Genomic DNA, 15,050 nt, shown 5'->3' with positions numbered 1-15,050 from the left:
GTCTTACCAATTACCAAATTGACAATTTTGTGTCAACACGATTTTTCATTCTGCTGCATATAGCCTTGACACTTATATTTAGCGTCGGTTATCCTCAAAACATCTGTTGGTATTACATCTTACGAGGTACCCTCCCATGGTCGAGCAGTTTACGACGGCAGCCGAGGCGGTTGGTGCAGAGGTAAAACGATTTCCCACCATGAGTGATGCCGTGGCGGCGCTCCGTTCCCATGCCGCCGGCCGGCCGGCGGCGGCATCGGCGCTCCCCGACCGGGTCCGGTCAGAGCTTGCCGGCCTCGCCTTCGTCTCCGCCGACGCCGGGGAGACGGCGGAGGTCGGCATCAGCTTCGCCCAGGCCGGCATCGCCCAGACCGGCAGCCTCCTTCTGGAGCTCTCCGACCCTCTGGGCCGCAGCGCCACCGCCCTTCCCCCGGTCCACCTGGTGCTGCTTCCCGCGTCGGCCATCGTTGCCGACCTCGCCGCCCTCGGCTCCACGCTGCACGACCTCCTCTCCACGCCGGACGCTGCCTACCTCTCCCTCATCACCGGGCCAAGCCGGACCGCCGACATCGAGCGGGTCCTCACCATCGGCGTCCACGGGCCGAAGGAGCTCCGGATCATGATCGTGGAGGGAGAATAACCATGGCAAAGGAAATCATCCGGCAGAAGATCAACGACGCGTTTCTCCGCCGCGCCCTCAAGAACTTCGCAGCGGCCTATCCGGTGGCCCGGGCCAAGGCCTTCGAGGGAATCGACTTCGAGGAGCTGCGGGGGCGGATCTCCGCCTTCAAGCAGGAAGGGCTCCGGAGCCTTCCCGACCTGGTGGCGCGGTTCACCGCCAGCGCCGAAAAGGCCGGTGCCACGGTCCACCTCTGTGCCACTCCGGAGGAGGCGAACCGGACCATCCATGAGATCATCCGCGGCAAAGGGGCCGACTTCCTTGTGAAGTCAAAGGCGATGACCTCTGAAGAGATCGAACTGAACCACTATCTTGAGGAGCGGGGGGTCCGGTGCCTTGAGACCGATCTCGGCGAGTGGATCATCCAGCTTGCCGGCGAGCGCCCCTCCCACATGGTGATGCCGGCCATCCACAAGAACCGCGAGGACGTGGCCGAGCTCTTCAGCCGTGCCACCGGCAGGGAGTGCACCCCCGACATCCCCCAGCTCGTCCAGCTTGCCCGGGAGACGCTGCGCAGCGGCTTCCTCACCGGCCAGGTGGGGCTGTCGGGAGCCAACGTCGCCGTGGCCGACTCCGGCGCCATCGGCATCGTCACCAACGAGGGGAACGGCCGGCTCGTCACCACCCTCCCCCGCACCCACATCGCCCTCATCGGGGTGGAAAAGATTGTCCCTTCCCTGACGGAGGCCCTCGACGTCATCACCATCCTGCCGAAGAACGCCACGGGGCAGAAGATCACCTCCTACGTCTCGTTCATCAAGGGGCCCACCGGCGGCGACGGGAGGGAGCTCCACATCGTGCTCCTGGACAACGGCCGCCTGCGGCTGGCGGCGGACCCCGACTTCTCCGAGGCGCTCAAGTGTGTCAAGTGCGGCGCCTGCGCCAACGTCTGCCCCATCTACGAGATCGTCGGCGGCCACGTCTTCGGCCACATCTACGTCGGCGGCATCGGCCTCGTGCTGACCCCGTTCTTCCACGGCTTCGACAAGGCGGAGGATATCCTCAAGCTCTGCATCGGCTGCCGCAAGTGCAATGAGGTCTGCGCCTCGAAGATCGACATCGAGGGGCTCATCGTCGACCTGCGGGACAAGATCCGCAAGCCGGTGGGACAGAAGTTTCTCTTCGGCACCCTCATGAAGAACCGGAAGCTCTTCCACGCCACGCTCCGGGCCGCCTATCTGGCGCAGAAGCCGTTCCAGGGCGAAGGGGGGCGCATCCGTCACCTCCCCCTCATCCTGAACCGGGAGACGGCGAACCGGTCGCTTCCCCCCATCGCGGAGAAGCCGTTCCGGGACCTGATGGCGGAGCGGTCCGGGAGCCGGAAGACGGCTGCCGGGAGCCGGGAGAAGGTCCTGTTCTACTCGGGGTGTCTCGCCGATTTCGTCTATCCGGAGATGTGCATGGATACGGTGACGAGCCTGGAGGCCCTCGGCTACGAGGTGGCGTTCCCCCAGAAACAGAGCTGCTGCGGCATCCCGGCCCGCTATTCGGGCGAGATGGAGGTGGCCCGGGATCTGGCGAAGATCAACACCGATGTCCTGCTGGAGGAGGATGCCGACTACGTGGTCACCATCTGCCCCACCTGCACCATGTCGCTGCGCCACGACTTCCCGAAGCTCCTCTCCGCCGACCCAGTCTGGCGCGAGAAGGCAGAGCGGCTGGCGGCCAGGACCTTCAACTTCTCCGAGCTGGCGGCGCGCAAGAGCGAGGCTCCGGGAGTGGGACGCGGGGCTGGCAAGGGCGAACGGCCGGCCGTCACCTACCACGACGCCTGCCACCTGAAGCGGGGGTGCGGGGTGCACGAGGAGCCACGACGGGTCCTCACGGAGCTGGTGGGGGTCGAAATCAGGGAGATGACCGACTGCGACAAGTGCTGCGGCTTCGGCGGTTCCTACTCCATCAAGTACCCGGAAATCTCCCAGGAGGTGCTGAAGAACAAGATGGAAAACATCGCCGCCACCGGGGTGAAGACCGTGGCGGTGGACTGCCCCGGCTGCAAGCTCCAGATCGAGGGGGGGCTCGAAGCTGCCGGCACCGGCATCACCGTTGAGCATTCGGCCACCCTGCTGGCGCGGCGCCTGGAGGAACAGTAACGGGCAAATCCGCCCGCTTTTCAACAGCTTGCTTTAACGCATCGGGGCCGGGAACGGCCCCGATATTTTTTTCTAAATATAATCAGCAACCTGCCGATATAATGAAGTGTGCGAGCTAACTAAACGCGTGTTGCGTACCGATAGGAAGGAGGAGCGCATGAAAAAGGTGTTGGTTGTGGATGATAGTATCACGGTGGCACGTCAGTTGGAGAAGATCCTCACCGAGAGCGGCGAGTTCCAGGTGGTCGGCCACGGTAAGAACGGCATGGAAGCGATCCGGCTGCACCAGACGGAGCACCCCGACATCATCTGCATGGACATGAACATGCCGGGAATGGACGGCCTCACGGCGCTTCGGACCCTCGTGGCCCTTGACAAGAACGTGAAGGTGGTTATGGTCACCTCCCTCGGGGGGGTTGGCGACAAGTTTACTGAGGCGCTTCGGCTTGGGGCCCGGACGGTCATCTCCAAACCGTTCGAAGGGGAAAACGTCCTGAAGATCCTCCGCGAACTGTAGCCGCCTGCGGATCCTCACCACGTTCGGACAGCACTAAACTTCTCAAGGAGGACCGGATATGGCGGTCAAGTTTTTCGGACAGTTTCTCGTGGAAAAAGAAGTTGTATCGAGGGAAATCCTCTTGCAGGCCATAGAGTTGCAGGAGTCGGTCAACCTGAGCTTTGGGGCCACCGCCCAGACCATGGGGCTGCTCGCCGAGGCCGACATCGATAAGGTTCACGACGCCCAGCGGACCGAAGATCTCCGTTTCGGCGACATGGCGGTGAAGCTGGGGCTTCTGACCGGCGACCAGATGATGCAGGTGTTGGGGCGCCAGAAAAATACCCACCTCTACATCGGCGAGGCCTTGGTCAAGGTCGGCGGCATCACTACCGAGCAATTGCCGGCGCTCCTCGACGAGTTCAAGGCCGACCAGGCCCAGTACGCCACCGACAAGGTGGCAATCCCCGCCGGGGTCGCCGACGCGCCGTTCTGGGAGATGCTGGCCGACCTCTCCTACAAGATGCTGACCCGCGTGGCGCTGCTGAATTTCCGCCCCGAGCCGATCTTCCTGGCACAGGCGGTGCCGGCCCGTGATGTCTACGCCGCCATGGACTTCTTCGGAGACGTGTCGGGCCGGTACATAATGGGGGTCTCGGCCGATACCCAGAAGAAGATCGCCAAGGAGATTCTCAAGGAAGCCACCGTTGACGGCGAACCGAAGGAAGTGCTCGACGACACGATCATGGAGTTCGTGAACGTGGTGCTCGGCAACGTGGCGGCCAAGGCTGCCCAGATGGGGAAGGCGATCGAGATCGCCCCCCCCGAACTCCTGGACGGGGCTGCCGGCATCGCCCCCCCCGCCGGCCAGACGGCGCTCTGCTTCCCGGTCTGCCTCGCCGAGGGGGGCCGGGTGGAACTGGCGATCTTCATTAATCAATAAGTAACGGCGAACAATTCCGTCCGCTCCTCAAAGGGGGTGCCACCATCCGCACGGTGTGGCATCCCCTTTTTTTTCATCTGCATCCGCACGTGTCGGATAAATTTACAGTACGAGAAAAAACCTCAAGGCAACAGGCCAGATTTATTAGCAAAATTAGCACATTACATTGAGGCACCATTATTGCTTTTCCAATCAGTACCCGTCCGCAGCAGACACTCATGCCGGACCGGCAAGGGAGAGTGATCGTGAAGAGCGCCTCCGATACAGACAGGTCAGTGCCGGGCATCTCTTCCGGCATCCTCATCGACGTCGGACCCGATGCGTCCCCCGAGGAGATCCGTCACGCCTTCAGGGCATTTCTCCGGGAACAGTTTCCCAACGGCGTCGCCACGGATCCCGGGGAGGAGCTGGAGGTCCTGAAGGAGCTCTATTGCACCTACCGCAGGCTTCTGGCATCGGCCCAGGAGCACGCCGTGGTGCCCGCATCCGCAGGGGAGGTCGTCGTCATCCCCCCCACGCCGCCGGCGGTGCAGAGCCGGATTGCGACCCGGCGCCGCAGGCTCCGGCTCCCCTGGTATGCAGCGGGAGTCCTGACAGCAGCGCTGCTGCACCTGCTCTCTCCTCCCGTTGCGCCCGACAGAGTGCCGGCCGCCGGCAGCTCCATCCCTTCCCCCCCTTTGAAGCCGGCCCCTCGGGCAGCACACCCCCCGCTTCCGGCCATGGGCGTACCGGCGGAGATCCCCCATAAAACGGCATCGCTGCCCATTCCGAACCCTCCTCCGGTTATACGGGATGAGATCCCCAAACCCCCGCCAGTCGCTTCGCCCGGCAAGGGAGCACTGGGACCGGCGCACAACGTTGGCAGCGCCAGGCCCACCCCCTCCGCCCCTTCAGAGCGAAGCGCCACTCCCGTGCAATCGACGGCCAAAACGAAGGCGGGCACCGTCTCGGTGACACCAATTCCGGCACCGCATGATACTCCGCCCGAGGCAGCGCCGGCAAAGCCCGTTGCTGCCTCACCCACCGCTGACGCTGAAGTGCAGCGCTATTACCTCATCCTCAACAAGCGGTGACAGCCGCGCGCCCCCATCTTTGGGCCGCGCATCGGGTTTATGGCGCCCGGCGTCTTCGATGCCAGAGGCGCAGTGCGAGCTTGTGGCCTTCCGACCCGACGAGGATGCCGCACGCCAGCAGCAGCGTGACGGCGAGGGATTCAAGGGAGAGGGGCGAGGTGGAAAAGATCGCCGCGAGAAAGGAAACGTAGACCACCGCCAGTTGCAGGATGAGCGTGACGGCGATGGCACCGGCAAGGGGGAGATTGGCGAGAAGGCCGACCCGGAAGAGGGATTCGCGCTCGGAGCGGACCATCTGGGCCACGGCGAGGCGGTTTACGACCAGGAAGGTGAAGACCATGGTCTGCCAGGGGAGCCCGCGGCGAAGGGACCAAGCCTGGAGCGCCAGGGCAACACCGCCGATGAGGAGGCCGTAGCCGGTCACGTACAGACCGCGGCCGCCGGAGAAGATTCCTTCCGCGGGGTTTACCGGCGGGCGGCTCATGATCCCCCGGCCGGCGGGCTCCCCCGCCAGCGCCAGCCCCGGCAGGCTGTCGCAGAGGAGGTTGAGCCACAGGATCTGGATCGGCAGGAGCGGCAGCGGCAATCCGAAGAACGGAGCGAGGGTGATGGCCACGAGGGTGCCGGTGTTGCTCGTGATGGAGTAGACGATGAATCTGAGGATGTTGGCGTAGATGCGCCGCCCCTCGCGAACCGCCTTGACGATGGTGGCGAAGTTGTCGTCAAGCAGGATCATGGCCGACGCCTCCTTGGCGACGTCGGTGCCGGTGATCCCCATGGCGACCCCGATGTCGGCGCGCTTGAGGGCCGGCGCGTCGTTCACCCCGTCGCCGGTCATGGCGACGAAGTGTCCCTGGGCCTGGAGCGCCTTGACGATGGCGAGTTTCTGCTCCGGCGCCACCCGGGCGTAGACCCTGATTGCCTCCACCCGTTGCGCCAGCTCCTCCGGCGCCATTGCCGCCAGTTCCCGGCCGGTGACGACCGCCTCCCCCCCGTCCCCCACGATCTCCAGCCGCCGGGCTATGGCCAGGGCCGTCAGCGGATGGTCGCCGGTGATCATGACCGGGGTGATGCCGGCGGTGCGGCACTGCTCCACCGCCTTCTTCGCCTCTTCCCGCGGCGGGTCGAGCATTCCCGCCAGTCCCAGGAGGGTAAGACCCCGCTCTGCCGTTGCACTCTCAAGGTTATGGGGGACCGCCTCCCACCTCCGCATGGCCACCGCCAGCACCCGGAGCCCCTCCCCCGCCATCCGTTCGATGACCCGCCCGATGACGTGCCGGTCCAGAGGGATCTCGCCGTGGGCCGTCAGCACCGTCTCCGCCCGGCCGACTATCACCTCCGCCCCCCCTTTGGTGAAGGCGACGACGGCGCCGCCGGACCGATGGAAGGTGGTCATGCACTTACGCTCCGGGTCGAAGGGGAGCTCCGCAACCCGGGGATACCCCTCCTCCAGGACCGGCCGGTCGTGCCCGGCGGCACGGGCCGCCGCCAGAAGCGCCGTCTCCGTCGGGTCGCCGACGGGGTTCCCGCTCTCGTCGAACCGGGAATCGTTGCAGAGGGCCATGGCCGTCATGAAGAGGTCGCGGGGAGCCCCCTCCCCCGCCGCTTTCCCCGCTGGATGAAGAGTCCCGTCGACGTAAAGGGACTCCACCGTCATCCGGTTCAGGGTCAGGGTTCCGGTCTTGTCCGAGCAGATGTAGCTGACCGAGCCGAGGGTCTCCACGGCCGGCAGCCGCCGGATGAGGGCATTCTGGCGCACCATCTTCCGGGCCCCCAGGGCGAGCGTGATGGTAACCACCGCCGGCAGGGCCTCGGGAATTGCCGCCACGGCGAGAGAGATGGCGGTGAGGAACATCAGGAGCGGCGGCTCGCCCCGCAGGAATCCCAGGGCGAAGATCGCCGCACAGACCATGATGATGGCAATGGCGAGGCGCCTGCCGAAGGCGGCGAGGCGGCGCTGGAGGGGGGTCTTCGTCTCCGCTTCCGCCTGGATCAGGGTCGCGATGCGGCCGAGCTCCGTCGCCATGCCGGTGGCCACGGCCACCCCCGCGCCCCGGCCGCCGGTGATCACCGTCCCCTTGTAGGCCATGCAGCGGCGGTCGCCGAGGGGGACGTCATCCCCGACCACCGGCTCCGTCCCCTTCTCCGCCGGGAGTGACTCGCCGGTCAGTGCCGCCTCCACGGCGGTGAGCCGGACCGCCTCCACCAGCCGCAGATCGGCAGGGACTACGTTCCCCGCCTCCAGAAGCACCAGATCTCCCGGTACGATCTCCCGCGCCGGAACCGTCGCCGCCACCCCATCGCGCAGCAGCGTCGCCGTGTTCCCCGCCATCTCCCGCAGGGCCGCCATGGCCCGCTCCGCCCGGTATTCCTGAACGAAGCCGATGATGGCGTTGAGGATCACGATGGTCACGATGGGAGCTGCGTCCCCGGCATCCCCGATGACACCGGCCACTACCGCCGCCGCCAGGAGGACGAGGATCATGAAGTCGGTGAACTGGGAGACGAACATGGCGAGGGGGGAGCGCCCTCCCCGCTCCTCCAGCTCGTTGGGCCCGTACCGTTCCAGGCGAAGGCGCGCCTCTTCCGCCGCAAGCCCCTGCCGGCCCGACGCCAGTTCTGCCATTACCGCCGCGGCGGTGAGGCCGTGCCATCTCTTCACAGCAGCTCCTCCACCGCCCGGCGCGCCCGCGCCACGATCTCGGCCGGCGACTCGACACCGAAGCGAAGCGGCTTCCCGAACAGGACCCGCACCCGGCCCCGCCGCGGCCACGGAGCGCCGCGGGGGAAAACGCGCTGGAGCCCGTCGATCCTCACCGGCACCACCGGGACGCCGAGCTCGCGGACCATGATCCCGAGTCCCTGCCGAAACGGCAGCAGCGTCCCGTCGAAGGAACGCTCCCCCTCGGGGAAGACGAGGGTGTGCATCCCGCGGTCCGTCAGCTCACCCATGTGACGGAGCGCTCCCCTGAACCCGCGGCTCTGGGGGAGCGGAAAAACCGTGAAGGCGACGGAGGTGTAGTCGTAGGCGAGGCGCTTCCAGAGCTTCTGGGGCAGGTTGCGGTAGTTGCGGAAGAAGAACTCTTCCCAGGCCGCCGTGGCGGTGTTGTAGCGAAGTTCCGGCGGCAGGGCGAGCATGATCGCCGGATGATCGAAGTAGCTCTGGTGGTTCGAAACGAACATGACCGGGCCGGCGATCCCTTCCAGATTTCGGACGCCGGCGGCCTCCAGGCTGACGAAGCGGCGGACGAGGGGAAAGTGGAGGACGGCATCGAGAACGCGACGGACTCCCCGGGCGGCCCGACCGGCGGCCCAGGGGCGGAAGCGCTCGCGCAACTCGACCTTTTCCCGCCTGCGGACGATCTCCCGCAGGTCGCCCACCCGAGTCGCCGGCCCGATGACCGAGTCTTCCAGATCGAGGCGGAATTCGATTTCCAGGGCATTCACGAGTTCGAGGCGACCGATGGAGGTGAGCCCCAGATCGGTGGCGAGCACCGCCTCGTCGGTCACCCGCTCCGTCGGCATGCCGGTGACGGAGGCGATGAGCGCCGCCAGCCGGTCGACGGTGGTCGCCTCCCCGGCGCCGCTCCCCTGCAGCACCCGCTCCCGGACCTGGAACTTTCGGATCTTGAGGGTGGTGGTCTTGGGAAAGTCGGCCTCGGGCCAGACCGAAAACGAGGTGATCCGGTGCAGCTCGTCGAGCCTCCCGTTGACCTCGGCAATGATCTCCTCCAGAGGACGCCCGCTCCCGTCAGGAATGAGGACGGCGTGGACCTCCTCCCCCGCTCCCCGGTCGAGGCCGATGACGCATCCCTCGTGCACCCCCGCCGTCCGGTCCAGGAGCGATTCGATCTCGTCGGGATAGACGTTCACCCCGGCACCGGTGACGATCAGTTCCTTGCGCCGCCCCTTGATCCGGAGCCATCCTGAGGGGTCGAACTCGCCGAGGTCGCCGGTGCGAAACCATCCGTCGGCGAAGGCCTCCCGGGTCGCCTCCTCGTTTTCGTAGTAGCCGGAGAAGATGTTGTCGCCACGGGCAAGGACCTCCCCGTCCGCAAGGCGCAGTGCCACCCCCGGCAGCGGCGGTCCGACGGAGCCGGGCACCTGGCGCTCCATGGTGTTGGCCGTCAGGACCGGCGCACACTCGGTGAGCCCGTACCCTTCAACGACGGTGAACCCCATGGCGTTCCAGAAGCGGAAGAGCTCGGGGTCCAGGGGGGCCCCCCCCGATACGAACAGCCTGAAGTGGCGACCGAACTTCCGGCGCACCGGAAAGAAGAGGAGCTGACGCCGGGCGGGAGACATCCTGTCTGCCGCTGCCAGGAGCCGTTCGAAGATCCGCGAGAGCCCCTTTGCCGCCAGCTCCCGCTCGATGGAGCCCCGAAGGAGCTGCAGCAGCCGCGGCACCGCGATGACGGCGGAGACGTCCTCCGCCCCCAGGGCGTCGAGGATTGCCGACGGTTTCAGGGTCCGGATGTAGACGATGGCTGCCCCGTTGAGGAGAGGGGTGAGGAATCCCCCCATCTGTTCGAACATGTGGGAGAGCGGCAGGAGCGAGAGAAAGGTGAATCCCGGCGTCACCACGGGGATGTGTCGGTCCACCTGGAGGAGGTTGGCCATCAGGTTGCGGTGGGAAAGGATCACCCCCTTGGGATTGCCGGTGGTGCCGGAGGTGTAGATGAGCTCCGCCATCTCGTCGGGATCGGGGGAATGGACGGCGGAGCACGGCTCCGTCTCCGCCAGCAGGAAGGGAAGCTCCTCGAAGAGGACGGACGCCCGGCCGGCGAGACGGTCGAGCTTGTCACGGCTCTGGATCACGAGGGCGACGTCGGTGAGGCGGGCGATGGTCTCCGCCCGCTCGGCACCCGACATGAAGTCGACCGGAACCGCCACGGCACCACGGGCGACGATTCCCCAGAATGCCACCCCCCACCAGGGGGAATTGGGCCCCCAGAGGATGACGCGGTCTCCGCGCCCCACCCCCTGGCCGGTGAGCCACCCGTTCATCCGGAGAGCGAGGAGATGGAGATCAGCATAGGAATAGGTGAGGCGACGCACGCCAGTCCGGTGGACAAAGGCGGTGCGTTCGCCATGGTCGGGGAAGGTAGCCAGCAGATCGGCCAGAGTGTTCATTGCCTGCCCTGAAAGGAAAGTGGAGCTGCCGCAGCGGTGGAATACAGTATAAGGTCCAATTCAGGCCACGCAACCGTGCCCCTCGCAGGGCACAAAAAAACCGGCCCTGGTGCCGGTTGATTCCACTCGGTGTCGATTCGCTGTTATGTGCGGTCGCAGTCGGCTATGCACGGCTCGCGTTCCGACACCTCTTTCAGGAATGCCTCGCGCCGATGGGGGCGAGTCTGGCGAAGCGATGTCAGGTAATCCTTCAGGCAGCGGTCATAGAGATACGCACGGCGGATCATGGTTGCCTGGCCGCGCAGCAGAAAAACGACGAGGGGTATCGCCACAACGGCAATGAGGTTGCGCACGACGATGCCGAACCCTGCCGCGAGGATCGCGAGCCCGAGCCGGATCAGACCGCTGCGGAGCGCGGCTTCGAACGAGCTGCCCCGCAGGAAGACGAGTTCACGGTGACAATTATCTTCGTGGCGGTCAAAGAACCGGCCGGCGTTGTAGACAAGGGCGTGGGACTCCCCCCGTTTCGCCTTGGTCTTGAGGAGGAAGTGTATCTGCGAAAGATGGCTGTCCGTCGCAATGAACTTTTTCAGCGCTATGCAGTCCATGACCGTCCGCACCGTTGCGAGTGGATTTCCCTTCAGGCCATTGCGCGGCTGCCCCCGGCTGGCAACACTGTATACACAATGTGACTCTCTCGCAAGTGCTTTTCTTGTCGGAAATCAATCCAAACGAGGCGACTCCTGCAGCTTCGGGCAACGTGCATTACGGAATATACTCAGACGGGGCTTCTCATGAATTTTTCTGCTGTCGCACACTTGCTATTGGAACGGAGTTTGGATAGAGTGTGAATACACTATCAATCCTGAACGCGCGACGGAAAGGAAGAGCATGGGCAGATACTTCCGGGAGACAAGAACGCCTCAGGAAAAGGTTCGTGATACCGCCAACCTGATCATCGCCATTGTCCTGACCGTGATCGCGTCGGCACTCGTCGTTCTTCTCATCTTTCTCTTCTATGAAAACATGAAGGGTGGTGGCTAGTCCGCCGCCACATTCCCGGATTTTTCAGAATCACTGTTGTCAGCACCACGTGAAACGGGGGTACCATTCGGCACCCCCGTTCCTGTTTCCTCCATCGGCGAAATCCGCCTCTCCCCTATCCTCTCGTCCTCCATCTCGCGACCGCCGCACCGATCAGACCGATGCCAAGCAGCAGATACGTGGAAGGTTCGGGGACCGGCGCGGGCTGAGCAGCCTGCCGTTGCACCAGCGGGTTGTTGATGGCGAAGTCGTTGTGTCCCGTGACACTTGCGACACTGAACGCCACCTTGTCGATATTTGCCAGATTACTCAAGACACCGATGAACAGGGCGGTGTCGGTTTTTGAATAGTCGGAGTGCCCGTTGAGAACGAACGATCCCAAGGATGCGCCACCCTGATCAAAGGCCTCGATCGTGGCGAGGAAATCGCCAAACCTGTTGGCCTGGATCTGGGCGCCGACGCCGCTGACAGCAGAGTCGAAATCAAGGATAAGCGGGCCGTTGGAGTACCTTGTCCAGAGGAGGCTTTCGCCTGAACCGAAATTGCCCGCCCACGATTTCCCCTGGACCCGAGTCTCCATGAGACCAGACGAGGGCATACTCACCGTCACACCCAGTCCCGGCATGCCGCCAACAGCGTTTGAGAAGGGCTGCGAGAGCTTCGTACGACCCGGGCCCAGCGTTCCCCAGTCGATCGTGTCGCTGCCGGAGAATGCGCTGGCATCGGTTGCGAGACTGAGTGCGTTTGCCTTGAAGGCACAGCAAAGGACAAACGCCATCACCAACGCCACCGACAGGGAGACCAGTTTCACACGTGTGGTTTTCATAGTGTTCCCTCCTTTTCCAACCAAAAAATTATGCATTAAAACATTCAAACAATATGCCATTAACAACCCATTGATATTAAAGACAATATTTCGCAACGCAGGTGTCAGGATCAAATTTATGTAAGACAATCCGACGGACAACGGAAAGAACTCCATAATCGCCTTCAATTTTCATGAGCGCACCTCTTCCACTGCCTGCAACGACAGCATGGCGTCAACAGGCCTCATGTTTGTCCCTGAATGCCCGCATGATACAGACTTTTAGCCCAAGACCGAACGGTACGCCCCGCCACCCGTGGCGCCCGACACCGTATCCCCTTGCAGTCATCACGGCTGTGATTTTTATTGAGAAAGTGCGGTCCATATTTTACTATATGTAGTTAAAATCTGAGCTGCCATCCCGCCAACAGGGCCAGACGATGCCCTTCTGCCGGCAGTAGAAGCCAGCACTACACACAAACGGAGAAGGGATTCAAGATGACCAGCAAGAAACAGGAAACCTACCTGAAGGAGTGGCAGAGCCACGAAGAATGCGCCGAGCAGATGCTTCCGCTCATCGGCCATCTTTACCGCGAGCATAACATCGTAACCTCGGTCTACGGCCGTTCGCTGGTCAACAGTACCCCCATCGATATCCTCAAGGCGCACCGTTTCGCGCGCCTCATCCTTGACGAAGAGCTTTCGGTTCTCGACACCTATCCGCTCCTGAAGGCCATGACTTCCCTCGATCTGGCCCCGGCGCGCATCGACATCGGAAAGCTGACCGTCGCCTACCAGGCCAAGGGAGGGACGGAGGAGGTGGGTGCGTTTGTCCGCCGGGAACTGGCGGCGGTCAACACCGGCCGCGTCCCCCTGCTGAGCGAGCCGCAGGATGTGGTCCTCTACGGTTTCGGCCGGATCGGGCGGCTCCTTGCCCGCCTCCTGGTGGAGAAATCGGGGAGCGGTGAAAAGCTTCGGTTGCGGGCCGCCGTGGTCCGCAAAGGGGGGGCCGACGACCTGGCCAAGCGCGCGAGCCTTTTACGCCGCGACTCGGTCCATGGCCATTTCAACGGGATCATCACCATCGACGAGGAAGAAAACGCCATTATCGCCAACGGCAACATGATCCGGATCATCTACGCCGACGCCCCGGAAAGCGTCGACTACACCCAGTACGGCATCCACAACGCCATTCTCGTCGACAACACCGGGAAGTGGCGCGACCGCGAGGGGCTGGGCCGGCACCTCCAGGCCAAGGGGATCGCCAAGGTCGTCCTCACCGCGCCGGGCAAGGGAGACATTCCGAACATCGTCGCCGGCGTGAACAACGAGCTGATCACTCCCAGCGAGCGGATCTTCTCCGCCGCCAGTTGCACCACCAATGCCATCGTGCCGGTGCTCAAGACAGTGAACGACCGCTTCGGCATCGTCAGCGGACACGTTGAGACGTGCCACTCCTACACCAACGACCAGAACCTCATCGACAACTACCACAAGGCGTCCCGCCGCGGCCGGAGCGCCCCCCTCAACATGGTCATCACCGAGACCGGTGCCGCCAAGGCCGTCGCCAAGGCGCTCCCGGAGCTGACCGGGAAGCTGACCGGAAATGCCATCCGCGTCCCGACCCCGAACGTCTCCCTGGCGATCCTGAACCTCGAACTCTCCCAACCGGCGGACATTGCGGAAATCAACCGCCATCTGCGCGAGATTTCCCTCAACTCGCCGCTGCAGAACCAGATCGACTACACCAACTCCCCGGAAGTCGTCTCCAGCGATTTCGTCGGCTCCCGCCACGCCGGGGTGGTCGACTCCCTTGCCACCATTGTTCAGGGGAATCGCTGCGTCCTCTACGTCTGGTACGACAACGAGTTCGGCTACAGCTGCCAGGTGGTGCGCATGGTCCAGAAGATGGCCGGGGTGGAGCTCCCCTCCGTTCCGAACTGACCACGCCTTTCACCGTTGAACGAAACAAAGCGTTCCCTCAATCGTAACGTCATGTTTCGGGACGGAATAACGCTGGACGCCCCCGACACCATGCAGTATTCTGGGCCATCCGGCAGCACGAAGATCGCGGCCCCTGAGCGGCGGCCACCAGGGAGGAAGAGAGCATGTTGCACGCTGATTTGGGAGCATCACTCTACAAGACGTGGAGCGCTGAGCAACAACGCGACGAAATCGCCAAGTTGGTGGAGGGATACCGTGCGGGGCTGCCGGTCCTCATCCTCTGCCGGATGACCGAGGCCATTGCCGGCAGCCGCAAGCGTGCCCGGGAGATCCTCCACGAACTGATGACCCCGGAAGAGCGGCAGGAGGCCGCGGGGCGCGAAACCGGCGAGGCCCGCGCGCTCGTGCTCGACTTTCTCCGCTAGCCGATTGCGAAACAGCAAAGCCCGCACACTACTGCGGGCTTTGCTGTTTTACGGGAGACACGAGCCTCCCTTCTCTATTGCCAGAACGTCCCCGTCCTTCCCCTATTATACCAACTGCACCTCACTTACCCGCACAATCAGCAACTCCTGCAGGAAGCGCCGTGACAGTTCCTCCCGGTACTCCCGCCACCACTGCCGATCCAGAACCTCGGCCATCACCTCGTAAATAACGATGTCGTCATGAACCGTACTGGTGGGTGACTCTTTCCACAACCCCTTGGCAGGGGATCTCACATAGGTGGTGATCCCGCCGAAGCGCTCCGTGAGTTCGTCCCGCACCCGCAGGTACTCATCTTGCGGAAACGGTTTCCCGCCATTATCATAGAGCGGCAGAAGGATCTGGATGAGGTTCATC

General features: G+C 63.9%; 13 protein-coding genes. 8 read left to right on the top strand and 5 right to left on the bottom strand.

Going from position 1 to position 15,050, the window contains the following annotated elements:
• Positions 1-136: 136 nt before the first annotated feature.
• The 5 genes from GPICK_RS07470 to GPICK_RS07450 all read left to right on the top strand — a co-directional run bounded on the left by GPICK_RS07470 (position 137) and on the right by GPICK_RS07450 (position 5,284).
• Entirely contained in the window at positions 137-640 is a 504-nt protein-coding gene (locus tag GPICK_RS07470) for a LutC/YkgG family protein (RefSeq protein WP_039741809.1), read from the top strand.
• A 2-nt stretch (positions 641-642) separates the two neighbouring features.
• Positions 643-2,772, top strand: coding sequence for an L-lactate dehydrogenase (quinone) large subunit LdhH (ldhH, locus tag GPICK_RS07465; protein WP_039741807.1), 2,130 nt, complete (start codon positions 643-645; stop codon positions 2,770-2,772).
• Between the two features lie 157 nt (positions 2,773-2,929).
• A complete protein-coding gene (locus GPICK_RS07460) occupies positions 2,930-3,289 on the top strand; it encodes a response regulator (protein WP_039741804.1) in 360 nt (119 codons plus the stop codon).
• 58 nt (positions 3,290-3,347) lie between these two features.
• Positions 3,348-4,211 (top strand): chemotaxis protein CheX, encoded by an 864-nt coding sequence (locus tag GPICK_RS07455; protein WP_039741803.1) that lies wholly within the window; start codon positions 3,348-3,350, stop codon positions 4,209-4,211.
• A 245-nt stretch (positions 4,212-4,456) separates the two neighbouring features.
• Entirely contained in the window at positions 4,457-5,284 is an 828-nt protein-coding gene (locus tag GPICK_RS07450; protein ID WP_039741801.1) for a hypothetical protein, read from the top strand.
• Positions 5,285-5,321: 37 nt separating this feature from the next.
• Here GPICK_RS07450 and GPICK_RS07445 read toward each other — a convergent pair whose 3' ends face one another.
• The 3 genes from GPICK_RS07445 to GPICK_RS07435 form a co-directional block, all read right to left on the bottom strand.
• A complete protein-coding gene (locus GPICK_RS07445) occupies positions 5,322-7,946 on the bottom strand; it encodes a cation-translocating P-type ATPase (RefSeq protein WP_236685676.1) in 2,625 nt (874 codons plus the stop codon).
• On the bottom strand, positions 7,943-10,417 hold the full coding sequence (locus GPICK_RS07440) for an AMP-binding protein (RefSeq protein WP_039741800.1): 2,475 nt from the start codon (positions 10,415-10,417) through the stop codon (positions 7,943-7,945). The genes GPICK_RS07445 and GPICK_RS07440 overlap by 4 nt, the downstream gene beginning before the upstream one ends.
• Before the next feature lie 143 nt (positions 10,418-10,560).
• Positions 10,561-11,025 (bottom strand): hypothetical protein, encoded by a 465-nt coding sequence (locus tag GPICK_RS07435; RefSeq protein ID WP_039741798.1) that lies wholly within the window; start codon positions 11,023-11,025, stop codon positions 10,561-10,563.
• 283 nt (positions 11,026-11,308) lie between these two features.
• On the opposite strand from GPICK_RS07435, the gene GPICK_RS17570 reads away from it, so the two are divergent.
• Complete coding sequence (locus GPICK_RS17570; protein ID WP_169745365.1) at positions 11,309-11,461, top strand: hypothetical protein; 153 nt, start codon at positions 11,309-11,311, stop codon at positions 11,459-11,461.
• A 115-nt stretch (positions 11,462-11,576) separates the two neighbouring features.
• Here GPICK_RS17570 and GPICK_RS07430 read toward each other — a convergent pair whose 3' ends face one another.
• A complete protein-coding gene (locus GPICK_RS07430; protein WP_039741797.1) occupies positions 11,577-12,287 on the bottom strand; it encodes a PEP-CTERM sorting domain-containing protein in 711 nt (236 codons plus the stop codon).
• A gap of 477 nt (positions 12,288-12,764) precedes the next feature.
• Between GPICK_RS07430 and GPICK_RS07425 the strand changes: the two genes are divergently transcribed.
• Positions 12,765-14,210, top strand: a complete 1,446-nt coding sequence (locus GPICK_RS07425; protein WP_039741795.1) for a glyceraldehyde-3-phosphate dehydrogenase — start codon at positions 12,765-12,767, stop codon at positions 14,208-14,210.
• Between the two features lie 164 nt (positions 14,211-14,374).
• The gene (locus GPICK_RS07420; protein ID WP_039741793.1) at positions 14,375-14,635 is read left to right on the top strand and encodes a hypothetical protein; all 261 of its coding nucleotides are present in this window, start codon (positions 14,375-14,377) and stop codon (positions 14,633-14,635) included.
• 105 nt (positions 14,636-14,740) lie between these two features.
• Here the strand turns inward: GPICK_RS07420 and GPICK_RS07415 are convergent, their stop codons facing one another.
• Positions 14,741-15,049 (bottom strand): hypothetical protein, encoded by a 309-nt coding sequence (locus GPICK_RS07415; protein ID WP_039741792.1) that lies wholly within the window; start codon positions 15,047-15,049, stop codon positions 14,741-14,743.
• Position 15,050 lies beyond the last annotated feature (1 nt).

The sequence above is a fragment of the Geobacter pickeringii genome, assembly GCF_000817955.1.
Lineage (GTDB): Bacteria > Desulfobacterota > Desulfuromonadia > Geobacterales > Geobacteraceae > Geobacter > Geobacter pickeringii.
This window is presented reverse-complemented; position numbering and strand designations above follow the sequence as displayed.